A 26833-nucleotide genomic window follows, 5' to 3' on the forward strand; every position below is an offset into this window, starting at 1 on the left:
GGACCTCGGACGGCCTCAGGCCGACAGCAGCCAGGAGAGGATGGAGCGCTGGACGTGGAAGCGGTTCTCCGCCTCGTCGATGACGCGGCTGGACGGGTGGTCCAGCACCTCGTCGGCGACCTCGACGTTGCGGCGCACGGGCAGGCAGTGGAGGAACAGCGCGTCCGCGGCGGCGCGCGACAGGGTGCGGCGCGTGGGCATCCAGTCCGCGTGGGAGGCCAGCAGCGCGGACACGTCCCCGGCGGTGTGCGCCGAGCGCGTGGCCGGGCCCCAGGACTTGGCGTAGACGGCGCGGCTGCCCGCCAGGGCCTCGTTCTGGTCATGCGTGTAGGTGACGCTGCCGCCCGTGGCCTTGGCGTAGGCCTCCGCCTCGGCGCGCACCGCCGGGTGCAGCTCGAAGCCGGGAGGATGCGCCACGCGCACCTCGCAGCCGGCCGCCGCGGCGGTGAGCAGGAAGGAGTTGGGCACCGCCTTGGGCAGCGGCTTGATGTGGGGCGCCCAGGTGAGCGTCACCGGCAGCTTCTTCGTGGAGCCGAAGTTCTCGCGCAGCGTGAGCACGTCCGCGAGCCCCTGGCAGGGGTGCTCCCGCGCGGACTCCATGCTCACCAGGGGCACGGTGACGTGGCGGCGGAAGGCGGAGATGACCGGATCCTCCTCGTCCTGCTCGTCGTCCCCACCGGCCGAGAAGGTGCGCACCCCGAGCATGTCCACGAAGCGCGACAGCACGGGCGCGGCCTCCTTGATGTGCTCGGCGCGGTCCTGATTCATGATGGCCCCGGGGCGGTCCTCCAGCTTCCACACGCCATTGCCCACGTCCAGGACGATGGCGTTGCCGCTGCCGCGCAGCATCACCGACTCGAACGAGGCGCGCGTGCGCAGCGAGGGGTTGAAGAACACCATGCCCAGGATGCGGCCCAGGAACAGCGGCTCGGCGGGCTTGCCCTTCCAGGCGGCGGCCTTCGCCAGAATCGTCTCGACGCCCTCGGGGCCGAGATCCCGGATGTGGGTCAGGTGCTTCATCGTGACTCCTCGCAGTGCCCGTGGGGGCGGTGGATGAGCCTGCATATGCATGCATGAATATGCGCCTGCCCGCAGGAAGGGCGCATAGTATTCACCACGACGCGCAGCGCAAGAGATTAATTTCCAGGGATATTCAGGGGGAGTTCCACGAGGCCCTTGCATGCATATTCAGGTGGATGCATCGTCCCGTGCATGGATCTGGACGAAGCGATCCTCCGGTTGCTGGAGGCCCACGAGATCACGGACCAAGCGGTGCTTCAGCAGTTGCTGGAGGGGGAGGGACAGGCGCCGAGCCAGTCCACGCTCTCCCGGCACCTCAAGCGCCTGTCCGTCCAGAAGGTGAATGGACGCTACCAACGCGTGGAGCGGGCCCCTGCGCCCCCGGTGCGAGCCACGGTGATGGAGGCGCCGCCGAACATGCTCGTGCTCAAGACGGCGCCGGGCTACGCGCAGATTGTCGGGGTGATGGTGGACCGCGCGGTGGGCATGGAAGGGGTGGCCGGCACCATCGCGGGGGACGACACGGTGTTCATCGCGGTGAAGCACCCCTCGCGGCTGGGAGAGGTGCGGGAGCAGCTCGAGCAGTCCCTGCGGCTGATGCCCTGAGGAGGGCCGGAGCGCCTCCCCAGGGCTTCGGCGTGGCGCTTAGGGGGTGTGGCTCAGTTTCGCGGTCGCCGTACCGGGGCGCTGCGGACCGTAAGAGTGATTCCTCAGCGCCGCCATTCCGGCGCGCGGGGCCTTGAGGCGCACGGCGCAGTGGTCGCCCTCTCCCAGATCCCGCTCGCCCACTTCAAATCGCCCGGGGCACTCCTTCAGGACCGTCTGGGCCTCCTGTCCATCCCGGGTGCGGGCCAGGCACGAGGCACCTTCGGGAGTCCAGGCCGCTTCGAAGGAGGCCTTGCTGGGCACCCAGTGCGCGGAGGCCACCGTCGTCCGGGCCTGGATGCCCACGGCGTCGTACATGTCGATGACCTGGTCCTGACGGGTATGGCTCTGCCCATCGCCGCAGTAGTCCGCGCGGACCATGCGCGTGCAGGCCTGGTGCAGGTCCTTCAGCGGCTGTCCGTCCTTCGTGGCCCAGGGCTTGTAGCCCCAGTGGATGCACTTGGCGATGGCGCCCGTTTCACAGGCGAAGGTGAACTTTCCCGGCTCGTCGCGGCTGGCCCCCCGTTTATCCCAGAGGCTCTGCACGGCGAGCGCCTTGGGATTGGGCATCCGCTGGGTCGCGATGCACGGGTTTTCCCAGGCCTCCTTCGACTGACTCCAGATCTCGATGCGGTACGAGAGCAGGGAGGAATCCTGGGCCGAGGGCTCGGCGCCACATACCGCCACCTCCACCGGGCTTCCATCGCTGGCCTTGCCCTGGAAGATGGCACCCGTGAGCTTGTCCGGGGCAAGGTCGGGCGCCGCCAGGAAACCGTTCTCCAGACGGACGCTCTGGAGTGGGGCACCTTCCAATCGCACACCCGTCAATGACACCGCGGTCAGAACACTGCTCATCTCCTCGGTGGAGGTCAGTTTCGTGGTTCCCCACAGCTGGGAGCCATTGGGCCACGTCATGCGCATCGGATCCGCAGGGGCACCACAGGGGGCCACCCGGGGCGGCTTGCCTGGCTGAGTGGAGGGGCGCACGGCGTCCTGCGAAGGACCAGAGGCCCACGACGAATTGACCAAAAGGCAGACAAGCAGCGAAAGCGGTCTTTTCATGGATGTTTTGGCTGGGGATGAAGGGAAACCACCTGCCGGGAGGCAAAGCGTCCCGGGCGATGGCCGATGCGGTTCGTGCCGCACTACAAAGAGGAGGCACGGTTCGGCCAATCTATGCAGTCGCCCTCTGTGCCTGCCTTTCCTCCCCCCCGCTCCGGCCGACGGCGTCTTCCACGCTCGCGGCCCCTCCCTCGCTCAGGGAGCGGGCAGCGAAGCGCAGACGCGCAGCCCCACCCGGATGTCCTGTATGCTGGCTGGGGCGAACTGCCGCGTCGCCACGTACGCGGCCACAGGGGGGTAATACCAAGCGCCCCCTTTCAGCACGACGCCCGGCTGGGGATACAGGGGCTGCGTGATTTCATAGATGTTGCCCGCCATGTCGCTGAGGTTCCAAGGGCTGTCGGAACGCGGGTGCCGCCCCGCCTCGTCAGGTCCAAAAGCGCCTACCTGCCGGCCGTAGGTCTGGTCGAGGTTGGCATCGTCCAGTTCGAGCTTGTTGCCGTGGGGAAACAGGCGGTCATCCGCCCCCCGCGCCGCGCGAGTCCATTCAGACTCGTTGCACAGGCGGGCGCCCTTCACCCGGCCCGACTGATCGAGCCATTGGAGGTACTTCTCCAACTCACTCGCGGAGACCCCTGCCAGGGGCAAACGGCTCCAATCCTGTGTCTGATTCTTTTTCCGATGCGGGTAGTGAAGAGGCTTTCCCTCAAGCAGTTGTTGGGGGGCCTCTTCCGCCAGATGGAACGAGAATTGCCATGCACCCCGGGGCTGTTTCCGCAATGCCAGCGCCGTCTCTGCACGGGTGTTGAGGCTCGCGAGAATCTTATGCGCTGCGGCCTTGGGACCCAGCGCATCGAGATAGTCCATCCAATCCTGGAGCGTCACCTCGGTCCGTCCGATGAAGAACCCCTTTTGGAGGCACTTCCGGTACATCGGAGGACTCTCCTCGAATTGCCGCATGGGCTCGATGTCGGCACTGCCCATGAGGAAGCAGCCGGGGGGAATATAGGTGTAGCCCTCGGGCACGAAGGCGGGAATCACCACCCGGAGGCGCGCGTGTTCTCCTCGCTCCAGACGCAGGGGCAGATCGACTGGGGGCAAGTTCCCCTGTGTGATGCGCAGCTGGTGCGAGCCCGGGCGGAGCGGCAACCCGGCGAGTGGCGTCAGGCCCAGCATCCCGTGCGCGCGGCCTGAAGGGTCCCGAGGCGCTCTCAGCGTTTCGCCACTGGCGACAAGTTCGACCCGTGCACCCGGGGGGACGGTTTCGATCTCTACCGTGGCGGGCACATCGAGAAGGTCTCTGGACGCTGCATCGTTGGCTGTGAGCCGTCTGAACCGCTCCTCGAACCGGTTGCGGTCCTCCTGCCGGTGAAAGCGCTCGGCCAGCAAGAAGCGCTCGTAGGTGGTCTCGGTGAGGAGTTGGCGTGCTTCCGGGTTCCGGTAGGACAGCTCGAGGACATCTTCGAGCTTTCGCTCCGAGGCGGCGAAGCGCAGCTCCGCCTGCTCGAACGCGCCGAGTGCCTGTCTCCACGCGTGTTCCGCCCGGGCCACCCGGTCACGCAGGAGTAAGGTCTGGTGCGCGCACGGGAGCCCAAGCTTTCCCTCGGGCTGCACGGGCAATGGAAGCGCGGTCTGAACCAATTCGTCGACGAACGCGTGGACGGAGGGGGCGCAGCCCGGAGTCTGGCCATCGAACAACACGACGGCCTTCTCGCGGTTGACGGTGGCCTGCTTCGCGAACGTCCGCCCGGCGTGGAGCGAAGCCCGAGCCTCTTCCAGCATCCCCAGGAGGGCTTGCTGGGTATTGAGGTGCTCTTGCAGGCGCGGGCCCGCATAAGCGCTTCCCGCCACGAGTCCCACCAGAAGCATGCTCAGCCAGACGCGTCTGCGCTGGCGGCGTAGGGCTCGCCGTGAGGCCCGGAGGAATGCCTGCTCCCGGCCCTTCAGGCTGAGCGGCTCGATGGCACTGGCCTCGGCAAGCTGGCGCTCGCGCCACAGCAGTTCCTCGGCTTGATTCAGCCGCTCCCACTCGGTGCTCGCTATCGCGAGGCGTTGCCGGATGACCCGTTGCCCGGCATCCTCGTTGAGCCAGCGGCGCAAAGTCCCCCAGTTCGAGATCAGCGCCTCATGCGCGATCTCATAATGTGTGTCATGGCCGGTGGTGCGGGTATGCAGCAGGCGCCCTTCGATGAGAACCCGGAGCGCGGCGCGCGCCTCGGGCGACTCCGCAGTGAGTTCCGCTTCGCTTTGTTCGCCGCGTGTGCCTTCCGGGGTGATGAGCCGACCCAAGAGGTGACGGGCGGCTTGTTGCTCCAAGCGGGTGAGCCGTGCCAGCACGGTGTCGGCATGCCGGGAGAGCGCGCCGTCCACTCCTCCCATGGCCTCCAGCGTGTCTCGGGTAATGAGGGCGCGGGCGGTATCGCGGCGCTCCCACAGCTCGGTCAGCGTGAACTGGAGCAGGGGCAAGCTGCCCGCGCCCTGAGAGGTCTGGTCAATCAGGGTCTGCAAGAGCGCTTCGGATTCGAAGCTCACGCCCCGGCTTCGCGCGGGGCCGACGATGGCCTCGCGGATTCCTCCGGGCTTGAGGTGCTGAAGCAGATAGAGCGAGCGCTCAATGGCCGAATTCATGCCGGGCAGGGCGCCCAACCGGGTGAGAAAGTCGCCGCGGACTGTGAGCAGCACCCGGACGCCGGGCGCGGGCAGGGCCAATTCGTCGAGAAGTTCCGCGAAGCGAACGGCTTGGGCGGGCTCGCTCAAGGTCACCAGTTCTTCGGCCTGATCGACGAACACGAGCACCCCGTGGCCGTCTGGGTGGAGGGCCCGGAGGGCAGCGCCCAACCATCCTGGTGTTCCGGTGAACCGGTCCATGAGCTCGGCCTCGGTCCGGTGAAGAACAGGGGCCAGCGTGGCGGCGAGCACCGCGAGGGGCAGGCGGCCCGGCGTCAACGTCAGCGGACGAAAGTCGAGGTAGTCATCGAGCGCCCCCTGGGCGACGCGGGGCAGAATGCCGGCACGGCACAGCGAGGATTTGCCCACACCTGAATCACCCGCGATGAGGACCACCGGGTGCCGACGCAGCCGGTCGAGCACGGCGCGAATGTCGGCGTCACGGCCAAAGAAGAGCGCGCGGTGCTCCGCTTCGAACGAGGCCAAGCCCTGGTAAGGGCTGGCATCCGGGATGCTGTCCGTTTCCAGGAATGGCCCGAGCCGCTCCAACTCGACACGGAGCGCTTCCGCGGAAGCGAAGCGTTCGGAAGGGTTGAGATGGAGACAGCGCTCGATGAGCGCTGCGAAGTCGAGATCAATGCCTGGCACCTGCTCCGGAAGGGAGGGCGTTCTCTCCGGGGTCTGCTCGTTCGTGGGAAGGGCTTCGGGCGGGCCGTTGCCCTTGGGGGGAAGCGTGCGAGGCGGGGAGGGGAGCGTTCCCGTGCAGAGTTCGTAGAGGACGACACCCAACGAATAGAGATCGCTCTGGGGGGTTGCGAGCTGGCCCCGGAAGAGCTCGGGCGCCATGTACCTCGGCGTGCCCGCGAGGGTGCGGGTGCCTGGCGCTCCAATCCCTGTTTTCCCGTCGAAGAGTTCGGCCAGGCCGAAGTCGAGCAGCTTCACCTCGCCTTCGGCGGTGAGAAAGACGTTGGCGGGCTTGAGGTCGCGGTGGAGCACGCCCTGGCGGTGGGCCGCCGCGAGCCCCCGGGCCATGCCCAATCCCATCACCCGCGCGCGGCGCCAGGGCAAGGGCAGCGGCATGTCCGCCAGACTCTGGCCGGCCAGGTATTCGGAGACGAGGTAGGGCCGTCCCGCCACCTCTCCCACCCGGAAGGCGGTGACGACGTTGGGATGCTGCACCCGCGCGATGGCGCGCACCTCGATTCGAAAGTGTTCGAGGGCCCGGGCATGGGGCTGATGTGAGGCGATGAACTTGACCGCGACTTGCCGGTCCAGGGAGGTGTCGTGCGCGAGGTAGACGACGCCCATCGCCCCCCGGCCGAGCAGCTGCACGAGGCGGAATTCATCAAACGTGTCCGGAGGGACCCAGGCCTTTTCCGGGAGTTCGGAGGAGGGCTCCGGTTCCAGGGTCTTAGGGCCCTCCAGCGGGGGCTCGTCAAGCCCCTGAGGTTGCACGCCTCCGCGGACCACCGTGACCAGCAAGGCATGGCAGTCGGCGCAGACCGCCGCATGGTGGTGTACGCGGGAGAGTTCCTCCGGGGGGAGGCGGCCATCAATCAATTCCGCGAGAAGCTCGTCGGTCAAGCATTGTGGCTCGGGCGAGCCAGCAGTACGCGGCATGAGTGACCCAAGGTGTCAATCTAATGCACGAAGACGACACCATCCCATGTCCACCCGTCAAGGCAGTGGGTACCTGGGGACGAGATGGGTAGGATGGGAAAACATGGTGGAGCCGTTCACCCTCGCCACAACATTTCTGAACAACGCCCCTTCCCGTGTCACCGGTGCCGATGATGTGGCTGCACTGGAGGCCTTGCTGCGCCGCGCGTGGGACACCGCGCGGGCGCCGTGGCCCCGTGTGGCGGTGCCCCCGGAGGTCTTCGTCCGGCACCTCTCGCTGAAGCTCTCCAGCACCGAGCTGGCGGGACCGGTTGCGGGTCTGCTGGAGCAGCTGGTGCTGCCAGACCTTTATCTCGCCTGTGCCTGTGGGCAGGAGGTGCCGGGAGCCTTGCAGGAACTGGAGCATCACTACCTGGGCAAGGTGCCCCAGTTGCTGGGATACCTCCGGCTGCCGGAGCCCATCCTGGATGATGTCTGCCAGCTCGTGCGCATCCATCTGCTGGTGGGGACGGCCCAATCGCGCCCCCGGCTCATGGAATACACGGGCCGGGGGGCGTTGCTGAGCTGGCTCCGGGTCATCGCGGTCCGCATGGCCCTCAAGCAGGGAGGCGTGGCCCGCGAGGTGCCCGAGGAAAACGTGCTGACGATCGTCGAGGCACTGTCGGAGCCGGGCACGAACGCGGAGCTGGATCTGATCAAACGCCGCTACCACAGGGAGTTCCGGCAGGCGGTGCGCGAGGCCGTCATATCGCTCACCCAGGACCAGCGGCACCTGCTGCGGCTGCACTTCATCGACCGGCTGTCGACCACCGAGATGGGGCCGCTCTTCCGGGTCAACCAGTCGACGATCTCCCGCTGGATCAAGAGCGCTCGGCACACCGTGTTCGAGGGCACCAAGAGCCGCTTGAAAGAGCGGCTCCGGCTGTCCTCCGGCGAGTTCGACAGCCTCCTGGCCGCCATCGAGAGCCACTTCGACGAGGGCTTCAGCCAGGTCCTGGATGACGATGACGACGACGATGACGATGACGGGACGTAGCCAGGCTTACGGGCCACGTCCCCCCATGTGGAGGCTGCTCAGGACTGTGCCGCTCAGGCGGTCCGGGTGGCCCGGCCCTCGCGGGTGTTGTCCACGAGCACCTTGCCGAAGGTGAGCCCCTCGCCGACGACATCCGCCTGGATGTGGTCTCCCGGCAGGAACTCACCGCCCAGCACCTTGAGCGCCAGCGGGTCCATCAGGTGCTTCTGGATGACGCGCTTCAGGGGCCGCGCCCCGTACGTCGGGTCATACCCCCGCTCGCCCAGGAGGTTGCGCGCCGCGTCCGTCAGCTCCAGCGTCAGCCGCTTGTCCGCCATCAGCTTCTGGAGCCGTGCGAGCTGCAGGTCGACGATGCGGTGGATCTCCGAGCGCTTGAGCGGCTCGAAGAGGACGATCTCGTCCACGCGGTTGAGGAACTCGGGCCGGAAGTGCCCTCGCAGCGCCTCCATCACCTCGCCCCGCGTCCGCTCGTCCAGCGTCTCCTTGCCCGCCATGCCCTCCTGCAGCGCCTGGGAGCCGATGTTGGAGGTGAGGATGAGCACCGTGTTCTTGAAGTCCACCGTGCGGCCCTGGCTGTCCGTCAGCCGGCCCTCGTCGAGAATCTGCAGCAGGATGTTGAAGACATCGTGGTGCGCCTTCTCGATTTCATCGAACAGGATGACGGAGTAGGGCCGCCGCCGCACGGCCTCGGTGAGCTGGCCGCCCTCGTCGTAGCCGACGTAGCCCGGAGGCGCGCCGACGAGCCGGGCCACGGAGTGCTTCTCCATGTACTCGGACATGTCGATGCGGATCATCGAGGTGTCGTCATCGAAGAGGAACTCCGCCAGCGCCTTGGCCGTCTCGGTCTTTCCCACGCCCGTGGGGCCCAGGAAGATGAACGAGCCGATGGGCCGGTTCGGATCCTGCAACCCGCTGCGCGCGCGGCGCACCGCGTTGGACACCGCCTCGATGGCGCTGCGCTGCCCAATCACCCGGTCCGCCAGCCGGTCCTCCATCTTCACCAGCTTCTGGACCTCGCCCTCCAAGAGCTTGGACACCGGGATGTGCGTCCACTTGGCCACCACCTCGGCGATGTCCTCCGCGTCCACCTCCTCCTTGAGGAACTTCTGGCTCTTCTGGAGCTCGGCCAGCTTCGCGTTCTGCGCCGCCACCTCCTTCTCCAGCGAGGGCAGGACGCCGAACTTCAGCTCCGCGGCGCGGTTCAGGTCGCCCTGACGCTCGGCCGCCGCCTGGTCGTTCTTGGCCTTCTCCAGTTTCTCCTTCAGCGCGCGGATGCCCGTGATGGCCGTCTTCTCCGCGTCCCAGTGCGCCTTGAGCGAGGTGAAGCGCTCGCTGAAGTTGGCCAGCTCCTTCTCGATCTGGCCCAGCCGCTCCTGGGAGTGCGGATCCGTCTCCTTCTTCAGGCCCTGCCGTTCGATCTCCAGCTGGGTCATCTTCCGGCGGATGTCGTCGATCTCCGTGGGCATCGAGTCGATCTCGATGCGCAGCCGGCTGGAGGCCTCGTCCACCAGGTCGATCGCCTTGTCGGGCAGGAACCGGTCGGCGATGTAGCGGTGCGAGAGGTTGGCGGCGGCCACCAAGGCCTGGTCCTGGATGCGCACGCCGTGGTGCACCTCGTAGCGCTCCTTCAGGCCGCGCAGGATGCTGATGGTGTCGTGCACGGAGGGCTCGCCCACCATGACCGGCTGGAAGCGCCGCTCCAGGGCCGCGTCCTTCTCGATGTGCTTGCGGTACTCATCCAGCGTGGTGGCGCCGATGCAGTGCAGCTCGCCGCGCGCCAGCGCCGGCTTGAGCATGTTGCCCGCGTCCATCGCGCCCTCGGCCTTGCCCGCGCCCACCAGGGTGTGCATCTCGTCGATGAACAGGATGATTTCACCGGCCGCATCGGACACTTCCTTGAGGACCGCCTTGAGGCGCTCCTCGAACTCACCGCGGTACTTCGCGCCGGCCACCATGGAGCCCAGGTCCAGGGTGATGAGCCGCTTGTTCTTCAGGCTCTCGGGCACGTCCCCATCGACGATGCGCCGCGCCATGCCCTCGGCGATGGCCGTCTTGCCCACGCCCGGCTCACCGATGAGCACCGGGTTGTTCTTCGTGCGGCGGCTGAGCACCTGGATGCAGCGGCGGATCTCCTCGTCCCGGCCGATGACCGGATCCAGCTTGCCCGCGCGGGCCGAGGCCGTCAGATCCCGCCCGTACTTCTCCAGCGCCTGGTAGGTGGACTCCGCGTCCTGGCTGGTCACCCGGGCCGAGCCGCGCACGTCCTTCAGGCCGGACATCACGCGCTCCCGCGTGACGCCGGAGGACTTGAGCACCTCGCCCACCGTGCCCTTGTCGTGCGTCAGCGCCAGCAGCAGGTGCTCGGACGAGATGAACTCGTCCTTGAGCCCCTTGGCCTCGTCCTCGGCCTTGTCGAACGTCTTCAGCAGACGCTGGCTGAGCAGCGCGCTCTCGCCACCCTGCATGCGGGGGATCTTTTCGAGCGCCTCACCCAACCGCGCCGCGAACAGCTTCGAGTCCGCGCCGATCTTCCGCAGCACGGGCTCCACGATGCCGTCCTTCTGCTCCAGCAGCGCGGCCGCCAGGTGCTCGGGCTCGTAGCTGGGGTTGTCCGCACGACGGGCCAGGGTCTGACCCGCCTGGATCGCCTCCTGCGCCTTCACCGTGTATTTGTCGAGTCGCATGTCCTTACCGTAAGGGTCGAAGACCCCTTGGCAAGTTCGAATCTGGGTGGGGAGGCTGGAATATTGTGAGCCAATAGGAAACCCGGAAGATTCCCGTTGGCGGGATTGCTCCGGGGCGGCTCAGAGGTTATAGGCCGCGCGCCTTTCGCTGGGGGGCACACACTGGAAGCACATGGCGGTTACCTCATCCGGATCGAATCGTTCAGTCGGCTGGAGCTCGTCCGGCTGGTGCGCGAGGCGCTGGCAAGCGAAGGCTTCTCGGGTGGCTTGCCCCCCCTGCACGTCTCGGTGATCCGGCGGCGCAAGGTGGTGCGGCTGGCCTTCACGGGCCCGCGCGCGCCGGACGCCTCCTGGTATGCCACGCACGGAAAGCTGCCCCAGCTCCTGTCCCGCGTGGCCAATGCCACCGTGCATGCGTACGTCTACGAGCCCACCACCCAGGAGGAGGTCATCGCCTACGGCAATGGCCGCCGCGTGGGGGGGGACCGGGTGGTGTACGACGAGGTGGAGCTGTCCACCCCCATGGAGGAGATGGACGAGGCGGCCTTCGCTTACATGCGCTCGCGCTGGCCCCTGGGGCATCTGGCGTACGTGTTCGGGCTGAAGCGTGAGGAACTGGTGGGGCTGCCCTGGGTCTCCTCCAGCGCGGTGCTGGCGCTGGATGCGCTGGACGCGGAGGAGCGGCTGGAAGTCCTGCTGCCGAGCCCTCAGGCGAAGCTGCTCGCGTCCGACGCGGCCTGAGGGCCCTTCGGCCCGGAGGGGGCTTAGCCCCCGAACGCCTCGGCGAAGAAGTTGTTCATCGCCTGGAAGGCCCGCTTGGCCACCTTGGCGTTGTAGTGGGCCTGGCCCGGCGCGTTGGCCTCCGGCTCGGTGAAGCTGTGCACCGCGCCGCCGTAGGACACCAGCTCCCAGTCCGCCTTGGCCTTGCGCATCTCGTCCTCGAAGCCCTTCACCTCGGTGGCGGGGACGAACGGGTCATCCGCGCCGTGCAGCGCCAGCACCTTGGCGGTGAGGGCGTTCTCGGCTGCGGGCGCCGGCGCATCCAGGCCGCCGTGGAAGGACACCACGCCCGCCACGTTGGCGCCGCTGCGCGCCAGCTCCAGCACGCTGGTGCCGCCGAAGCAGAACCCGATGGCGCCCACCTTTTTGTCGTCGAGCTTCGCCGCCTTGCCCTCGGCGCGCAGCAGCTCCAGCCCCTTGTTCACGCGCGCGCGCATGAGCTTGCGGTCGCCCTTCACCGCGCCGGCCGCCTGGCCCGCCTCCTGCTGATTCTTGGGGCGCACGGCCTCGCCGTACATGTCGGTGACGAAGACGATGTACTGCTTGCCGGCCACGTTCGTGGCCATCTTCAGGGTGGCCTCGTTGATGCCCAGCCAGTTGGGGACCATGACGAGCCCCGGCCGCGGCTTCTTCACGGAGTCGTCGTAGACCAGCACGCCCTCGAACTTCGTCCCGTCCAGCTCATACTTCACCGGCTTCTGCACCGGCTTGGCCGCCGCCGTCAGGGCCATCAGGCCCACCAGCACTCCCAGTACTCGCGTCATGTCCTGCTCCTTTGGAGAGGTGTCGAAAAGCGCGTGATGACTGCTCCGGGTGTCTCGGGACTGCAAGTCAATTTGTTACGCTCTCCCGCGCCTCATGAGCTCAAACGACCTCCGCCGCGCCGCCGATGTCCTCCGCTCCGCCGAAGCGCTCCTCATCGGAGCCGGGGCGGGGATGGGGGTGGACTCAGGCCTGCCAGACTTCCGGGGGAGTGAAGGCTTCTGGCGGGCCTATCCCGCCTACGCGAAGCTCGGCCTCGACTTCGCCGCCATGGCCAATCCCCGGTGGTTCCAGAAAGACCCTTCCTTCGCCTGGGGGTTCTATGGCCACCGGCTCGGGCTGTACCGCGCGACGGCGCCGCACCCTGGGTTCGCGCTGCTGCGCGCCTGGGCCGAGCGCATGCCGCGGGGCGCCTTCGTCTTCACCTCCAACGTGGACGGGCAGTTCCAGAAGGCGGGCTTTGCCGAGGACCGGATCCTGGAGATCCACGGTTCCATCCACGCCATGCAGTGCCTGGGCGGATGCGGGGGCATCTTCCCCGCGGACCCGTACGCGGTGCAGGTGGAGCCCGAGACGTTCCGGGCCGAGGCGCCCCTGCCCACGTGTCCCTCCTGCGGCGCGCTCTTGCGGCCCAACATCCTCATGTTCGGGGATGGAGGCTGGGATTCCGCGCGCACCGAGGAGCAGGAGCAACGGCTCGTGGCGTGGCTGGAGACGGTGACGCCCGGAAAGCTGGCGGTCATCGAGTGCGGGGCGGGCACGGCCATTCCCTCGGTGCGGCGGTTTTGCGAGCAGGTGGCCTCGGCGGGGCGGGGGACGCTCATCCGCCTCAACGTGCGCGAGCCCCAGGTCCCTCCCCAGGGCATCGGCCTGCCGGTGACGGCCCTGGCGGGCCTGCGCGCCATCGCAGAGGAATTGGATCCGGGGCGGCAACTTCGATAGTTGCTGCTCCATCGCCCTTCACTTCCGGAGGGCCAACGGCAGCGGGAGAGACCATGGACGTTCGCGCGGCGGTCGCGTTCGAGGCGGGCAAGCCCTTGAGCATCGAGACGGTGCAGCTCGAGGGGCCCAAGGCGGGCGAAGTGCTCGTGGAGCTGAAGGCCACCGGGGTCTGCCACACCGATGACTACACCCTGTCGGGCAAGGATCCCGAGGGGCTCTTCCCGGCCATCCTGGGCCACGAGGGGGCCGGGGTGGTGGTGGACGTGGGGCCCGGAGTCACTTCGGTGAAGCGGGGGGACCACGTCATTCCCCTCTATACCCCGGAGTGCCGGCAGTGTGAGTACTGCCTGTCGCGCCGGACGAACCTCTGCCAGGCCATCCGCCAGACGCAGGGCCAGGGGCTGATGCCCGATGGCACCAGCCGGTTCAAGCTCGGCAAGACGCGCCTCCACCACTACATGGGCACCTCCACCTTCGCCCAGTACACGGTGCTCCCAGAGATCGCCGTGGCGAAGATCCGCGAGGACGCGCCCTTCGAGAAGGTCTGCTACATCGGCTGCGGGGTGACCACCGGCATCGGCGCCGTCGTCTACACCGCCCAGGTGAAGCCCGGCAGCAACGTGGTCGTCTTCGGCCTGGGTGGCATCGGGCTCAACGTGATCCAGGGCGCGCGCATGGTGGGCGCGAACATGATCATCGGGGTGGACATCAACCCCGCGCGGCGCGAGCTCGCCACGAAGCTCGGCATGACGCACTTCGTGAACCCCAAGGAAGTGGGGGGCGATCTCGTGAAGTACCTGGTGGACCTCACCAAGGGTGGGGCGGACTACAGCTTCGAGTGCATCGGCAACGTGCAGACGATGCGCCAGGCCCTGGAGTGCTGCCACAAGGGCTGGGGCGAGAGCATCATCATCGGCGTGGCGGCCGCGGGGCAGGAGATCAGCACCCGGCCGTTCCAGCTCGTCACCGGGCGCGTGTGGAAGGGCTCGGCCTTCGGCGGCGCGCGCGGCCGCACGGACGTGCCCCGCATCGTGGACTGGTACATGGAGGGGAAGATCCAGATCGACCCGCTCATCACCCACACGGTGCCGCTGGAGAACATCTCCCAGGCCTTCGACATGATGCACCGCGGGGAGTCCATCCGCAGCGTGGTGAGGTACTGAGCATGAGCTCGCCCCTGACGCTCGCGTCGGAACACCGCTGCTTCGGTGGCAGCGTGGCCTTCTACCGGCATGTCTCGCAGGCCTGTGGCGGGGAGATGCGCTTCGGCGTCTTCACGCCGCCCCAGGCCGCCTCCCGCAAGGTGCCGGTGCTCTACTACCTGGCGGGGCTCACCTGCACGGAGGAGACCTTCCTGGCCAAGGGAGGCGCCCAACGGCTCGCCGCGGAGCTGGGGGTGATGCTCGTGGCCCCCGACACCAGCCCGCGCGGCGCGGGCCTCCCCGGCGAGGACGATGCGTGGGACTTCGGCACCGGGGCGGGCTTCTACGTGGATGCCACCCAGGCGCCCTGGGCCTCGCGCTACCTCATGTACACGTATGTCACGCAGGAGCTGCCCGCGCTGGTGACCGGGCACCTGCCTGCCCGCCCGGATCGCGAGGGCATTTTCGGGCACTCCATGGGGGGCCATGGGGCGCTCGTCTGCGCGCTGCGCCAGCCGGGCCGGTACCGCTCCGTCTCCGCGTTCGCCCCCATCGCCGCGCCCATGCGCTGCCCTTGGGGGAAGAAGGCGTTCGGGGGCTACCTCGGGCCGGACACCGAGGCGTGGAAGGCGTGGGATGCCAGCGAGCTGGTGCGCGGTCTGCGCCAGCCCTTGCCCGCGCTGCTCGTGGATCAGGGCACGCGGGACAAGTTCCTCGCCGAGCAGCTGCTGCCCGAGCAGCTCCGCGAGGCCTGTGCCGCCGTGGGACAACCCCTCACCCTGCGCATGCAGGAGGGCTACGACCACAGTTACTTTTTCGTCTCCACCTTCATGGAGGATCACCTGCGCCACCACGCCGCCGCGCTGAATGCGTGAGCCCGTGGCGGCGACTGGCCCTGGGTCCAATGTTTTCTCTATAGTTGGGCCTGTGTGATCAAAGGCTCCCGGCTCTTCCGGGAGCCAAGGGGACGGCGCCTTTGCCACTCAATTTTTCCGCCGCGGCTCGAAGCGTCTTGAATGACCGGGCCGGCTTTCTCACGCAGGTGCGCTCGCCCTTGCTGGTGTGGGAGACGCCGCCGGCTCAGTCGCACGAGCTGCAGTGGGTGACGCACTCGGGCGTCTGCTCGCAGCGCCCCACCTCGTCGGATCCGCTCATCTTCGAGGTGCGCAAGGTCGAGCATGCCCGGCCCTCGGGCCTGGCGTTTGGCATCACCGTGGGGCGCGCGGCCAACAACGACATCATGCTGGATGACTCCACGGTGAGCCGCTTCCACGCCTCCTTCCAGCAGGAGGAGCGCACGGGCGTGTGGTACCTGAACGATGCGGAGAGCCAGAACGGTTCCTTCGTGGATGGGGCCCGCGTCAGCCCCCGGCTGCCCGCCCCGCTGACGAGCGGCGCCAGCCTGGGCTTCGGGGATGTCCGCGTGCTGTTCCTGCTCCCCGAGTCCTTCGTGGACTGGGTGTTCACCCGCATGGTCCGGTCCTTTCCGGGCGCCCCGCCTGGCGGGAAGCTCAACCGCTGAGGCGCCGTGGATGACCTGAAGGCCCTCCGGCGCGAGCAGCACAAGCGCCGGCTCTCGTGGATGCCCTGGCTCTACTTCTCGCTGAAGCCCCGGCACCGGGCGTGGGCGGAGGCCTGGCAGCAGGAAGTCCAAGCCCGCTTCATGGCCCTGGAGACGATCCAGATCGCCGAGGGCTGCTTCGTGGCCCCCGAGGCCCGGCTGTTCGCCGAGCTCGGGCGCACGCTCGTCATTGGCCCGGGCTCGAGCATCGCGGCCGACACCTTCCTTCATGGCCCCGCGGTGCTGGGGCGCGGTGTGAGCATCAACGCCCGCGCCAGCCTGGACGGGGGGGCAGGGGGCATCCACATCGGGGATGGCACGCGCATCGCCTCGGGGGCGGCCCTCTACGCCTTCAACCATGGCTTGGCGCCGGATCGGCCTATCCGCGAGCAGCCGGTGACGTCCCGGGGCATTCGCGTGGGCGCGGACGTGTGGATTGGCGCCAACGCGGGCATCACCGACGGGGTGACGGTGGGGGACCACGCGGTGGTGGGCATGGGGGCGGTGGTGACGCGGGATGTGCCCGCGTGGGCCATCGTGGCCGGGGTGCCGGCCCGGGTGGTGGGGGACCGGCGCGAGAAGCGCTGAGCGCTCGGGGGGGGCTACTCCCGGAGGCCGTCCTGGGCCGTCACCGCCGCGCGGACCCGGTCGCTGCGGAAGTACTGGCCGATCAGCACGAAGGCCCCGGCGACGAAGATGGTCTGGGCCAGGGTGCCGGCGGACATCAGCACGGGCACCGTGCTCTTCACCTGCTCGGCGGTGGTGGGGTGCTGGAACTCGGGCAGCGTGCCCAGCGCCTCGGCCATGACGATGCCCACGCGCTTGACGACCACCATCCACTGCGCGCCGTCGATGGTGCGCAGCACGGCGGCGGCGATGGCGGCGCCTCCCAGCAACCGGCGCATGCCCTCCAGGGGCAGCCCCGCGGGCCGGAGGATTCTCCCCGCGGCCACGAAGGTGAACGCGCACGCCACCGCCAGGGCCCCCAGAATCAACGAGCGGGGCTCGCGCATGGGCTCCAGGGCGGAGATCTGCGCCTGCACCACCTTCTCGATGACGGCCGGGTCGCCGAGTGCGCTCATGCGCGGCGGGGCTTCCTCGCGGAGGTCGGACAGGTGGGTGAGGTTGGTGGCCTCCACGGCCGCGAACATCCCCGTCAGTCCGGACAGGATGAGGCACAGCACTGCCGCGACGTGGACGCCGCGGGGCAGGCCCTTGCGCGGGGCGGAGGGGGGCGTGTTCACCGCTTGCTTGCCTCCACGAACCGCAGGCGCAAGTCGGTGAGGAGGGTGTTGAACAGCTTCTCCTCCTCCTCGGTGAGGTTGCCGCGGGTCTTCACGTGCAGCATCGCCAGCAGATCCAGGCTCTGACGGGCCAGCCCCACGTTGCGCTCGGTGAGGCCCGTCTCCGGATTGGGCGTGTCTCCCAGATGGATGAGAGCGGAGGAGGCCAGCCCGATGATGAAGGTCGTGAAGGCGATAGGGGCCTCACTTCCCGTGGGCTGCGTCTCGCCCCGCATCACGAACGTCTCGCCCCGCTTCTCGTCGGTCATGGGTTTTCCGTGTCCCCCGCGGCGTCGCCGGCCGCCTCGTCCTCGTCCTCGTCTTCGTCGTCACCGTCCTCGGCGTCGTCCGCAGCGGCCTCCTCGCCCTCGCCACCCTCGTCGTCGGCCTCGTCGTCCTCGTCGTCGAAGAACTCCTCGCCGTCCATCGCGGTCTCCACGGGGACGGACTTCTCGGCCACGTCCGGCAGCTCCTTGATGTGGCGTTCATAGGTCCCCTCGTCCAGCTGGCCGCTGCGCAGGTAGCGCTCCGCGGTGCGCTTATCGAGGTGCTTCGGGTCCAGGGTGTCCGCCATGTTCAAATCCTCGGAATCTCTTGGAAAAGGGCGCGCCACCTTATAGCAGAGGGCCCGCCTGTCAACGCCGCCCGTCCTTCTCCTGGGAGCCGATGAACGTCTCGGATTGTCTTTCGCTTCCCCACGCCCTCGCCCTGGGGGCCCCGTTTGACACGCGCCGGTGGCGCAATAGCCTCCGGAATGCTCCATGACGCCTCCCCTGAGACACCACGGGCTGCCGCCGCGCCGCCCCAACATCGGCATCACCCCTGACTGGTCCGATGCAACCCCGGACTCGCCCTTCGCCCGCTACGAGCTGAAGGTGCCCTATGCGGAGGCGGTGCTGCGCTCGGGCGGGCTGCCCTTCGTGCTGCCGTACACGGATGACCCACTGTGCGTGGAGGCGTACCTGGACCGCGTCTCGGGCGTGCTCGTCACCGGCGGGGCGTTCGACATTCCCGCCGAGGCCTACGGGGAGACGTCCGGGGAGGGGATGGGCCCCCTGAAGGAGGGGCGGACCGCCTTCGAGACCGCGCTGATGCGCTCGGCGCTCAAGCGCAACATGCCCGTGCTGGGCATCTGCGGTGGCATGCAGCTGCTCAACGTGGTGCTGGGCGGAACGCTCCACCAGGACATTGCCCGCGAGCTGCCCGAAGCCCGCGAGCACCAGCAGAAGCATGACCGTGCCCAGCCCCAGCACCCGGTGGATGTACGCGAGGGCTCGCTGCTCGCGGAGGCCGTGGGCCGGGGCCAGCTCATGGTGAACTCCACGCACCACCAGGCCGTGAAGAAGCCGGGGCCGCAGGTGAACGTGAGCGCCGTGTCCTCGGATGGCGTCATCGAGGCCATCGAGTCCACCGCCCACCTGTTCGCGGTGGGCGTGCAGTGGCACCCGGAGTACATGATCCACAACCTCCCGGTGCACGGCGGCCTCTACAAGGTCTTCATCCAGAAAGCGCGTGACCACCGGCGGTGAGAGCGATGCCTCGCGTGTTGTTGCTCGCGGGCCATGAGCCCACGGGCCGGGCCGGGCTGCTGGCGGATCTCGCCACGGCGCGGGCCCTGGGCGCCGCCCCGGTGGCTGTGCCCACCGTGCAGACGGCGCAGGGGCTCACCACCTTCCACACCGAGCCCACCCCGCCGCGGGTGCTGCGCGCCCAGGTGGCCGCGGCGCGCGAGCTGGGCCCGCTGCACGCGGTGAAGCTGGGCGTGGTGCCGGATGCCCTCCGCCTGAAGGCCCTGCGCGAGGCCCTGCGGGGCGTGGAGGCCTGGTGGGTGGTGGACCCGGTGGTGCGAAGCTCCCGGGGGCAGCGCCTCTCGCGCTTGAGCGCGCGGCACTACCTGGCGCTGGCGGGGCCTCGCGTCGCGCTCACCCCCAACCTGGAGGAGGCGGCGTGGCTGCTGGGGCAGCCCGCGGTGCGCACCGTGGAGGAGGCGGCCGAGGCGGGCGAGCGCCTGGTCTCCCTGGGCTTCGGCGCGGTGCTCGTGAAGGGCGGGCACCGGGCGCGCGGGGCCGTGGACGTGCTGTGCGTGCCCGGCCAGACGCGGCTCCTGGCGGGGACCCGCTTCACTCGGCCCGCCGGGCTGCGGGGGACGGGGTGCCGGTTGGCCTCGGCCTTCGCGGTGGAGCTGGGGCGGGGGAGGCCGGTGGATGCCGCCGCGCGCCGGGCCAAGGCCTTCGTGACCCGGTACGTGCGGACGGGGGCGGAGTAGGGCGCGCGGGGGTTACTGCTGGAAGTCGCCCCGGGCGCGGCTCTCGAAGCGGGTGAACTCCGAGAGGAAGACGAGATCGATCGAGCCCACCGGGCCGTTGCGCTGCTTGGCGATGATGAGCTCCACGGGGATGACGGTGCTCGAGCGGCCACCGTCGCCGCCGCCCTCGGCGCCTTCCTCCGGCTCCTCGCGGTGGATGAACATCACCACGTCGGCGTCCTGCTCGATGGAGCCGGACTCGCGCAGGTCGCTGAGCATGGGCTTGCCGCCCTTGCGCTCCTCCACCTTACGGTTGAGCTGGCTGAGAGCGATGATGGGCACCTCCAGCTCCTTGGCGAGCTGCTTGAGGCCACGGGAGATCTCGGACACCTCCAACTGGCGGCTCTCCACCTTGCCCTTCTGGTGCATGAGCTGGAGGTAGTCGATGACGATGAGCGACAGCCGCGAGTCCTTCTGCTTGAGCCGCCGCGCCTTGGCGCGCAAGTCGAACGGGGACAGACCGCCCGAGTCGTCGATGTAGATGGGGGCGTTGTAGAGCTTGCCCGCCATCTCCTGGAACTTCTCCTCGTCGTGCTGCGTGAGCCGGCCGCCGCGCAGCTTCTTCATGTCCACGCGCGCGCTGGAGGCCAGCAGACGCATGAGGAGCTGATCCGAGGGCATTTCCAGGCTGAAGATGGCCACCGCCTTGGGGTCTTCCTCCAGCGCCGCGTGCATGGCGATGTTCATCGCCAGCGACGTCTTGCCGATGCCGGGGCGGGCCGCGAGGATGATGAGCTCGCCGCCGTGCAGGCCGGTCAGCTGCATGTCCAGGTCCACGTAGCCCGTGGACAGGCCCGTCACGCCCGAGGCGGAGGCCTTCATCTTGTCGAGCAGGTTGAGCGTCTGCTCCATCAAGTCGCTGACCGGCAGCAGGTCGCCTTCCCGGCGCTTCTCGGCCAGGAGGAACATCTTCCGGGCCGCCTCGTCGACGACGACTTCGACGTCGCCCGTCTCCTGGCTGGCCATCTCCATGATTTCGCGGCCCACCAGCGCCAGGCGCCGGCGGATGGCCTGGTCGCTGACGATCTTGGCGTACTGGACGGCGTTGCTGGCCAGCGGCACCACCTGGTCCAGCGTCATGAGGTAGGCGGGGCCGCCCACCGCGGCCAGGTGCCCCAGCACCTTCAGCTCCTCGGCCAGGGTCAGGTGGTCCACCGACCGCTGGGAGCCGTCCAGCTTGAGCATCGCCGCGAAGATGGCCGAGTGGGCCGGGCTGGAGAAGTCGTCGGATGCGACGACCTCCGCCACGCTCGCGATGAGGCTGTTGTCCGCCAGCACGGCCCCCAGCACCGCGCGCTCTGCGGCGAGATCCTCGTGGACCCGCCGACCTTCCCGACCATCAAGGACGTTGGACATGGCTGCTGCTCACCAGTCTACAGGGGGCGCTGACAAAAGAAGAGGGCCGCCCGGTGAACCCGGACGGCCCTCGGTGTGCGAAAGGTAGGACGCTTGCTACTCGGGCTGCACGTCGACCTTGATCTTGGCGACGACGTCCCGGTGCAGGCGCAGCTCCACCTCGTGCTTGCCCACCGTCTTGATGGGCTCGGGCAGGTGCAGCCCGCGGCGGTCCACCTGCTGGCCCTGGGCGGCGAGCGCCTCGGCGATGTCCAGCGCGGTGACGGAGCCGAACAGCTTGTCCTGCTCGCCCACCTTGCGCTTGATGACCACCTGCACGGAGCCGAGCTTCTTGGCGCTCTCCTCGGCAGCGCCCTTCAGCTTGGCGTTGCGCGCGGTGATGACGCCCTGCTCGTGCTCCAACTGGCGGATGTTCTGCTCGTTGGCGAGCACCGCCTTCTTGCGGGGCAGGAGGAAGTTGCGGCCGAAGCCGTCCTTGACCGTGACCAGCTCACCGGACTTGCCGAGGCCGTCGATGTCCTCACGAAGAATGACCTTCATGTGTTGTCTCCGAAGTCCCGGACGGGGTTAGCCGACCATCGCGTTGTAGGGAAGGAGCGCCAGGCCGCGGGCGCGCTTGATGGCCACCGCCACCTCGCGCTGGTGCTTGGCGCAGTTGCCGGAGATGCGGCGGGGGATGATCTTGCCGCGCTCGGTGACGAAGTACTTCAGCGTGGCCTGATCCTTGAAGTCCACCTTGGCGTTCTTCTCGGCGCAGAAGCGGCAGACCTTCTTGCGGCCAAAGCCGCGTCCGCCCCGCTTGTCATCGTCCATGCCGCGATCGCCGCCGCGGTCCCGGTCACCACCGCCGAAGCCGCCGCGGTCACCGCCCCGGTCGCCACCGCCGAAACCGCCGCGGTCACCGCCCCGGTCGCCACCGCCGAAACCGCCACCCCGGCCGCCGCCGCCCGACCCGCCGCTGCGCGCGCCCGCTCCAGAAGACGTCTTGTTATCCGTACCGTTCATGAATGTTCTCGTTCTCGAAAAGGTCCGTGGAAGGCCAAGGGGCGATTAAGCCTCCTCGGGGGCCTCCTCCTCGGTGTCGACGGCCTCTTCGGCCGGCTCGGCGCGGAAGGGCTCACGCTCGGGAGCGCCCGGACGGGTCTCCTCCACGTCTCCGGCCATCTTCACGTCCTCGAGCACCGGGCGGGACTCGGGGTCCACCTCGTCCGCCAGCTTCACGGACAGGTAGCGGGTGACCTCATCGAGGTTGCGGAGGTTGCGCTCCACCTCGGCCACCAGCTTCGAGTCACCCAGGAAGTGGGTGTGCACGTAGATGGCGCGGGGCTGCTTGGCCACGGGGTACAGGGTCTTCTTCTTGCCCCACACCGTGAAGCGGATGAGCTTGCCGCCCTCGCGGTTGACGATGCCGCGGACGCGCTCCTTGAGGCGGTCCACGTTGTCGTCGGTCAGGTCGGGCTTGACCAGGAAGATGGTCTCGTACTCACGAAGCCGCTGCGCGGCCGTCGTTTCAGCCATGTGTTCTCTCCCCTTGGGGTCGAGTGCCCCCCGGCCAATCCGGGGAGCGGGGAAACGGTCAGCCGGCCCATGAGGCCTGCCGCCGGGAACGGGAACGTCTCACGCCCGTTGCCTTCGCGTTCGTCCCGTGCACGAACACGGGAAGGTGACAAAGAACATCCCCTTCCACCGTGGGCGGAAGGGAGGGGGGCCTTCTACGGGGGGTATCCCCCCAAGTCAAGGCGCACACACCCCGGGAAAGGGCTCCCGGGGCCGGTTCCCTGGCTGGAGGCGGCTCAGGCGCGGCGGTTGAAGCGGTTCATGGCCACCAAGAGCCCCTCGCGGGCCCAGACTTCCGCCATGTCCGCGGCCCGGCCGATGTGCTCCTCCAACTGGCGCCGCTCGCCGTCGTCGAACGCAGAGAGCACGTAGCCCGCCACGCGCTCCTTGGCGTTGGGGCCCTCCGGCTTGCCGATGCCGAAGCGCAGGCGGATGAAGCCGTCGGCCCCCAGGCACTGCACGGAGCTCTTCAGCCCGTTGTGCCCGCCCGTGCCGCCGCCCGCCTTGAGCTGCAGCCGCCCGAAGGGCAAGTCCAGCTCGTCGTGGATGACGAGGATGTCCTCCACGGCAATCTTGTAGAAGCGCGCGGCGTCGGCCAGGGAGCGGCCCGACAGGTTCATGTAGGTCTGCGGCTCCAGGAAGAGGATGCGCTCGCCGCCCAGGGAGCCCTGGCCCACGCGCGCCTGGAACTTCTCCTGGTTCAGCTCGGCCCGCGCCCGGGACAGCAGCGCCTCCACGGCCATGAACCCGATGTTGTGCCGGTGCCGCTCGTACTCGCGCCCGGGGTTGCCCAGCCCGCAGATGAGCTTCATGAGAGGCTCCCAAAAGAAAAAGGGGCCAGCCCCGGAAGGCCAGCCCCGCTCCGGTGCAAAACCGGGGAGAAGACTACTTCTTGGCCGGGGCCTTGGCCGGGGCCGCCGCCTTGGCATCGCCCGCCTTGGCATCGCCCGCCTTGGCGCCCGCCGCCGGGGCCGCCGCCGCAGGAGCCGCCGCCGCCGCCGCCGCCGGACCCGCCTCCTCGCGGTCAGGCGCGCTGACCACCGCGAGCGTGTAGTTGACGTTCGACTTCACCGACACGCCCTCGGGGAGCTTGATGTCGTTGATGTGGAGCGCCTGGGCGATCTTCAGCGGGGTGACGTCCACCTCGATCTTCTCCGGGATGGCCTGGGGAAGCGCCCACACCTCGAGCTCGCGGCGGGCCTGGGTGAGCAGACCGCCGTCGGCGGTGCCCACGGCCTTGCCGACGAGCACGAGCGGCACGTTCACCTTCACCTGCTCGTTGTCGCGCACGTCGATGAAGTCCACGTGGAGGATTTCGCGGGTGAGCGGATCCGTCTGGTAGTCCTTCAGCAGCACCTGGTGCGAGGCGCTGTCCAGCTTCAGCTGGATGAGGGTGTTGAACTTGTGCGGGGTGTTGATGGCCTGCTTCACGGCCTTGGGGTTTACCGCCACGTGCACCGGCTTCTCCAGGTGCTTGCCGTAGACGACCGCGGGCACCAGGCCCGACGCGCGCAGCTTGCGGGCCGCGCCCTTGCCGGAACCTTCACGGGACTTCGCTTCGAGGGAGCTCTTGTCGACGGACATGGACTGTCTCTTTTCGGGACTGCGTGGGTCCACCCGGCCGCCTGGCGCTCTCGGCATCCCGCCCCCATGGCGGGCCCCGAAGACAGCGCCTCTGGGAGGAGCCGGTGGAGTGGGGGTGGCACATGCCAGCGGACGGGCCGGGAGTCAAGCAGGCCCGCCGCCTGGCGCCTGCCTAGACGAACAGGGAGCTGAGCGAGTCGGCCCGGTGAATCCGGGCGATGGCCTCGCCGAAGAGCCGGTCGGTGGTGAGCACCCGGAGCTTCGTGCAGGCCTGGGCCGCGGGCGACAGGGGCACCGTGTCGGTGAAGACGACCTCTTCGAGCACCGAGTCCTGGATGCGCTGGAGCGCGGGCCCCGAGAGGATGGGGTGGACGGCGTAGGCCACCACCCGCCGGGCGCCTCCCTTGTCCATGAGGGCCGCGGCCGCCTGGGTGAGCGTGCCCGCGGTGTCCACCATGTCGTCCACGAGGATGGCGTCCTTGCCCTTCACGTCGCCGATGAGGTTCATCACCTCGGAGGCGTTGGCCCGGGGGCGCCGCTTGTCGATGATGGCCAGGGGGCAGTTGAGCCGCTTGGAGTAGGCGCGCGCCCGCTCCACGCCGCCCGCGTCCGGTGACACGATGACCGTGTCCTGGTTGTCCGGGAAGCGCTTGCGCAGGTCCTCCAGGAACACCGGCGAGCCGTACAGATGATCCGACGGGATGTTGAAGAAGCCTTGAATCTGCCCGGCGTGCATGTCCATGGACACCACGCGCGTGGCGCCGGCCGTCTCCAGGAGGTCCGCCACCAGCTTGGCGGTGATGGGCGTGCGCGGGGCCACCTTCCGGTCCTGCCGCGCGTAGCCGTAGTAGGGAATGACGGCGTTGATGGAGCCCGCGCTCGCGCGCTTCAGCGCGTCGCAGTAGATGAGCAGCTCCATCAGGTGATCATTCGAGGGCGGGCACGTGGACTGGATGATGAAGATGTCCTGCCCGCGCACGTTCTCGTCGATCTCGACCTGGATCTCTCCATCCGAGAACCTCCCCACCTGGGCCTTGCCCAAGGGGCGCTTGAGGTATTCGCAGATGCGGTGGGCAAGCCCCGGATTGGAGCTGCCCGTGAAGACCTTGAAGTCACGCGAGGGCTGCATGGGGGCGCTCCTAACCTGACCACGCCCGCAAGGGAAGCATCTAGTCGGCTTCCGCGGCCAGCAGGGCGCTCATGCCCAGATGCCCTTGCTGGGTCTGCCGCTCGTACTCCGAGAGGATGACCCGTTCCATCTCCGTGCGCGTGTCCGCGTTGAGAGGATGCGCGATATCCTTGTAAGTCCCGTCCTTGCGTTTCTTGGCTGGCATCGCGATGAACAACCCCGATGCGCCGTGAATGACCTTGAGATCGCGGATGACAAAACAATGATCCAGGGTGATGGTCACGTAAGCCTTGAGTTTATCTTCAGTGACTGGAAAGACCCTGACGTCGGTGATGTTCATGCTGCCCCCCACCAGAACCCGAAAGATCGGTGCTGGCGGGAAGACTCGAACAGAGCGGCCCGTAAATGCAAGTGTTCCTGCGCACCGCCGTTGGCCGCCGGTCAGAAGAACGGCCAGTGCCTGATGAGGTGCGTCAAGAATGCCAGGTGATAGACGTTGATGATGGCGTAGATGAGCGCCCCGGCACGGATGGCCAGGCGGCTGGCGCGCATGGCCCGGTGCAGGCACAGCAGCGTCAGGCCCGCGTTCACGATGACGAGCTTGGAGCTCATGAAGACGAGCGGCGAGTGCTCGTAGGCCACCCGCATCAGGGGGTTGAGCTCCTCGGCCACGTCGAGCTGCAGGAAGGTGAGCGTGAAGAGCCCGTCCATCAGGTTCAGCAGCAGCAGCGCCACGGACGCCGGTGAGATGTAGAAGGTCCCCAGTCCCGCCCGAAACCTGGTCAATCCCTGCTCGATTGTCGCCGCCACCTGTCTCGCCTCCCGTGTGGTCCTGGGAGGACCTTCATTCAAGAGCCTTGCCAACCGTGGGCGTCACGCGGAAGGGCAGGCGGGTAGGCGGGTCTTTCGGGGATAGGCCCCGGCGCGGCGGGGGAGCGGCGGCGGCGGGAAGATTGACTCCATGGGGGCCGTGACGGAGTATCCCCGCGCCCTCCGCCAGAGCGGACGGGGGAGCCTCTCGTGCACCAATTCCCCAAAGATATCGGGTGGATAGAAGTCATCTGCGGCTCGATGTTCTCCGGAAAAACGGAGGAACTGATTCGCCGCGTGAAGCGCGCCGTCTACGGCAAACAGCGGGTCCAGGTCTTCAAACCGAAGGTCGATGACCGCTACGACGAGACGCAGGTGGTGAGCCACTCGCAGCTCAAGCTCACCTCCACCCCCATCGAACGGGCTGAAGAAATTTTCTACCATCTGTCGCCTGACACACAGGTGGTCGGTATTGATGAGGTCCAATTTTTCGGGCCCGAAGTGGTCCAGGTGTGTGAGGCGCTGGCCTACCGGGGCGTGCGCGTCATCTGCGCGGGGCTGGATCAGGACTACCAGGGCCGGCCCTTCGAGCCGATGCCGCAGCTGCTGGCCGTGGCCGAGTACGTGACGAAGCAGCTCGCCATCTGTGTGGTGTGCGGCAATCCCGCCAACCGCTCCCAGCGCCTGGTGTCCAGCGAGGCGCGGGTGGTGGTGGGGGCCGCGGGGGCCTACGAGGCCCGGTGCCGCCGCTGCCACCTGGGCGAGCCCACCGAGGCCACGCCGCCGCAGACGATGGAGCTGTTCGACTGAGTGGACGGGGGGTACTCCCGGCGGGCAGGCAGGTGCCCCGGGGGAGAACTTTTTTCCTCAACACCGCGCAGTGGAGGC

At 68.3% G+C, this 26833-nt stretch carries 28 protein-coding genes; 11 read left to right on the plus strand and 17 right to left on the minus strand.

The annotated features are described in order from the left end of the window. Positions 1-15: 15 nt before the first annotated feature. The gene (locus KY661_RS12970) at positions 16-1020 is read right to left on the minus strand and encodes an N-acetylornithine carbamoyltransferase (RefSeq protein ID WP_075007207.1); all 1005 of its coding nucleotides are present in this window, start codon (positions 1018-1020) and stop codon (positions 16-18) included. Between the two features lie 192 nt (positions 1021-1212). On the opposite strand from KY661_RS12970, the gene KY661_RS12975 reads away from it, so the two are divergent. After that, positions 1213-1626 (plus strand): arginine repressor, encoded by a 414-nt coding sequence (locus tag KY661_RS12975; RefSeq protein WP_075007206.1) that lies wholly within the window; start codon positions 1213-1215, stop codon positions 1624-1626. 39 nt (positions 1627-1665) lie between these two features. Here the strand turns inward: KY661_RS12975 and KY661_RS12980 are convergent, their stop codons facing one another. Both KY661_RS12980 and KY661_RS12985 read right to left on the minus strand, forming a co-directional pair. Further along, positions 1666-2580: an ADYC domain-containing protein gene (locus KY661_RS12980; protein WP_225410505.1), complete on the minus strand. Its 915-nt coding sequence runs from the start codon at positions 2578-2580 to the stop codon at positions 1666-1668. Between the two features lie 342 nt (positions 2581-2922). Beyond that, a complete protein-coding gene (locus KY661_RS12985; protein ID WP_317987255.1) occupies positions 2923-6726 on the minus strand; it encodes a bifunctional serine/threonine-protein kinase/formylglycine-generating enzyme family protein in 3804 nt (1267 codons plus the stop codon). Positions 6727-7117: 391 nt separating this feature from the next. Between KY661_RS12985 and KY661_RS12990 the strand changes: the two genes are divergently transcribed. Further along, positions 7118-8050, plus strand: coding sequence for a sigma-70 family RNA polymerase sigma factor (locus KY661_RS12990; protein ID WP_225410507.1), 933 nt, complete (start codon positions 7118-7120; stop codon positions 8048-8050). Positions 8051-8103: 53 nt separating this feature from the next. On the opposite strand, the gene clpB is transcribed toward KY661_RS12990, so the two are convergent. Next, entirely contained in the window at positions 8104-10734 is a 2631-nt protein-coding gene (clpB, locus tag KY661_RS12995) for an ATP-dependent chaperone ClpB (RefSeq protein ID WP_225410508.1), read from the minus strand. A gap of 228 nt (positions 10735-10962) precedes the next feature. On the opposite strand from clpB, the gene KY661_RS13000 reads away from it, so the two are divergent. Continuing rightward, on the plus strand, positions 10963-11475 hold the full coding sequence (locus tag KY661_RS13000) for a hypothetical protein (RefSeq protein ID WP_225410509.1): 513 nt from the start codon (positions 10963-10965) through the stop codon (positions 11473-11475). Between the two features lie 23 nt (positions 11476-11498). Here KY661_RS13000 and KY661_RS13005 read toward each other — a convergent pair whose 3' ends face one another. Continuing rightward, positions 11499-12278 (minus strand): dienelactone hydrolase family protein, encoded by a 780-nt coding sequence (locus tag KY661_RS13005; protein ID WP_225410510.1) that lies wholly within the window; start codon positions 12276-12278, stop codon positions 11499-11501. Between the two features lie 94 nt (positions 12279-12372). Here KY661_RS13005 and KY661_RS13010 point away from each other — a divergent pair, with 94 nt between their 5' ends. From KY661_RS13010 to KY661_RS13030, 5 genes are all read left to right on the plus strand, one after another. Continuing rightward, a complete protein-coding gene (locus KY661_RS13010) occupies positions 12373-13218 on the plus strand; it encodes an SIR2 family NAD-dependent protein deacylase (protein WP_225410511.1) in 846 nt (281 codons plus the stop codon). Between the two features lie 53 nt (positions 13219-13271). Further along, positions 13272-14381, plus strand: a complete 1110-nt coding sequence (locus tag KY661_RS13015) for an S-(hydroxymethyl)glutathione dehydrogenase/class III alcohol dehydrogenase (RefSeq protein ID WP_225410512.1) — start codon at positions 13272-13274, stop codon at positions 14379-14381. A gap of 2 nt (positions 14382-14383) precedes the next feature. Continuing rightward, positions 14384-15235 (plus strand): S-formylglutathione hydrolase, encoded by an 852-nt coding sequence (gene fghA / locus KY661_RS13020; protein WP_225410513.1) that lies wholly within the window; start codon positions 14384-14386, stop codon positions 15233-15235. Between the two features lie 137 nt (positions 15236-15372). Continuing rightward, complete coding sequence (locus KY661_RS13025; protein WP_225410514.1) at positions 15373-15882, plus strand: FHA domain-containing protein; 510 nt, start codon at positions 15373-15375, stop codon at positions 15880-15882. Positions 15883-15942: 60 nt separating this feature from the next. Next, positions 15943-16509, plus strand: a complete 567-nt coding sequence (locus KY661_RS13030; protein ID WP_225410712.1) for an acyltransferase — start codon at positions 15943-15945, stop codon at positions 16507-16509. Positions 16510-16523: 14 nt separating this feature from the next. Here KY661_RS13030 and KY661_RS13035 read toward each other — a convergent pair whose 3' ends face one another. The 3 genes from KY661_RS13035 to KY661_RS13045 are packed head-to-tail and all read right to left on the minus strand — an operon-like array spanning position 16524 to position 17778. Continuing rightward, positions 16524-17165 (minus strand): hypothetical protein, encoded by a 642-nt coding sequence (locus KY661_RS13035; protein ID WP_225410515.1) that lies wholly within the window; start codon positions 17163-17165, stop codon positions 16524-16526. Beyond that, entirely contained in the window at positions 17162-17473 is a 312-nt protein-coding gene (locus tag KY661_RS13040) for a DUF1844 domain-containing protein (protein ID WP_083423224.1), read from the minus strand. The genes KY661_RS13035 and KY661_RS13040 overlap by 4 nt, the downstream gene beginning before the upstream one ends. Next, positions 17470-17778 (minus strand): hypothetical protein, encoded by a 309-nt coding sequence (locus tag KY661_RS13045; protein ID WP_225410516.1) that lies wholly within the window; start codon positions 17776-17778, stop codon positions 17470-17472. The genes KY661_RS13040 and KY661_RS13045 overlap by 4 nt, the downstream gene beginning before the upstream one ends. Positions 17779-17965: 187 nt before the next feature. Here KY661_RS13045 and KY661_RS13050 point away from each other — a divergent pair, with 187 nt between their 5' ends. Next, entirely contained in the window at positions 17966-18733 is a 768-nt protein-coding gene (locus KY661_RS13050) for a gamma-glutamyl-gamma-aminobutyrate hydrolase family protein (RefSeq protein WP_225410517.1), read from the plus strand. A gap of 5 nt (positions 18734-18738) precedes the next feature. Next, positions 18739-19470 (plus strand): bifunctional hydroxymethylpyrimidine kinase/phosphomethylpyrimidine kinase, encoded by a 732-nt coding sequence (gene thiD / locus KY661_RS13055; protein ID WP_225410518.1) that lies wholly within the window; start codon positions 18739-18741, stop codon positions 19468-19470. A gap of 12 nt (positions 19471-19482) precedes the next feature. Here the strand turns inward: thiD and dnaB are convergent, their stop codons facing one another. From dnaB to KY661_RS13100, 9 genes are all read right to left on the minus strand, one after another. Then, positions 19483-20865 (minus strand): replicative DNA helicase, encoded by a 1383-nt coding sequence (dnaB, locus tag KY661_RS13060; RefSeq protein ID WP_075007193.1) that lies wholly within the window; start codon positions 20863-20865, stop codon positions 19483-19485. A 96-nt stretch (positions 20866-20961) separates the two neighbouring features. Next, a complete protein-coding gene (gene rplI / locus KY661_RS13065; protein ID WP_093518247.1) occupies positions 20962-21405 on the minus strand; it encodes a 50S ribosomal protein L9 in 444 nt (147 codons plus the stop codon). Between the two features lie 27 nt (positions 21406-21432). Continuing rightward, complete coding sequence (gene rpsR, locus KY661_RS13070; RefSeq protein ID WP_075007191.1) at positions 21433-21870, minus strand: 30S ribosomal protein S18; 438 nt, start codon at positions 21868-21870, stop codon at positions 21433-21435. Between the two features lie 45 nt (positions 21871-21915). Continuing rightward, complete coding sequence (gene rpsF / locus KY661_RS13075; RefSeq protein WP_225410519.1) at positions 21916-22383, minus strand: 30S ribosomal protein S6; 468 nt, start codon at positions 22381-22383, stop codon at positions 21916-21918. Between the two features lie 275 nt (positions 22384-22658). After that, entirely contained in the window at positions 22659-23234 is a 576-nt protein-coding gene (gene pth / locus KY661_RS13080) for an aminoacyl-tRNA hydrolase (protein WP_225410520.1), read from the minus strand. A 73-nt stretch (positions 23235-23307) separates the two neighbouring features. Further along, positions 23308-24006 carry a 50S ribosomal protein L25/general stress protein Ctc gene (locus KY661_RS13085; RefSeq protein ID WP_075007188.1) on the minus strand — a complete coding sequence of 233 codons (699 nt, stop codon included), beginning with the start codon at positions 24004-24006 and terminating at the stop codon, positions 23308-23310. Positions 24007-24178: 172 nt separating this feature from the next. Continuing rightward, the gene (locus KY661_RS13090; RefSeq protein ID WP_225410521.1) at positions 24179-25135 is read right to left on the minus strand and encodes a ribose-phosphate pyrophosphokinase; all 957 of its coding nucleotides are present in this window, start codon (positions 25133-25135) and stop codon (positions 24179-24181) included. 40 nt (positions 25136-25175) lie between these two features. After that, positions 25176-25475 (minus strand): septation regulator SpoVG, encoded by a 300-nt coding sequence (spoVG, locus tag KY661_RS13095; RefSeq protein ID WP_075007375.1) that lies wholly within the window; start codon positions 25473-25475, stop codon positions 25176-25178. A 101-nt stretch (positions 25476-25576) separates the two neighbouring features. Next, positions 25577-25945, minus strand: a complete 369-nt coding sequence (locus KY661_RS13100; RefSeq protein WP_075007186.1) for a DUF5658 family protein — start codon at positions 25943-25945, stop codon at positions 25577-25579. A 210-nt stretch (positions 25946-26155) separates the two neighbouring features. Between KY661_RS13100 and KY661_RS13105 the strand changes: the two genes are divergently transcribed. Then, entirely contained in the window at positions 26156-26755 is a 600-nt protein-coding gene (locus KY661_RS13105; RefSeq protein ID WP_075007185.1) for a thymidine kinase, read from the plus strand. Positions 26756-26833: the final 78 nt, after the last annotated feature.

It is taken from the genome of Allostigmatella hybrida (genome assembly GCF_020103775.1).
Lineage (GTDB): Bacteria > Myxococcota > Myxococcia > Myxococcales > Myxococcaceae > Hyalangium > Hyalangium aurantiaca.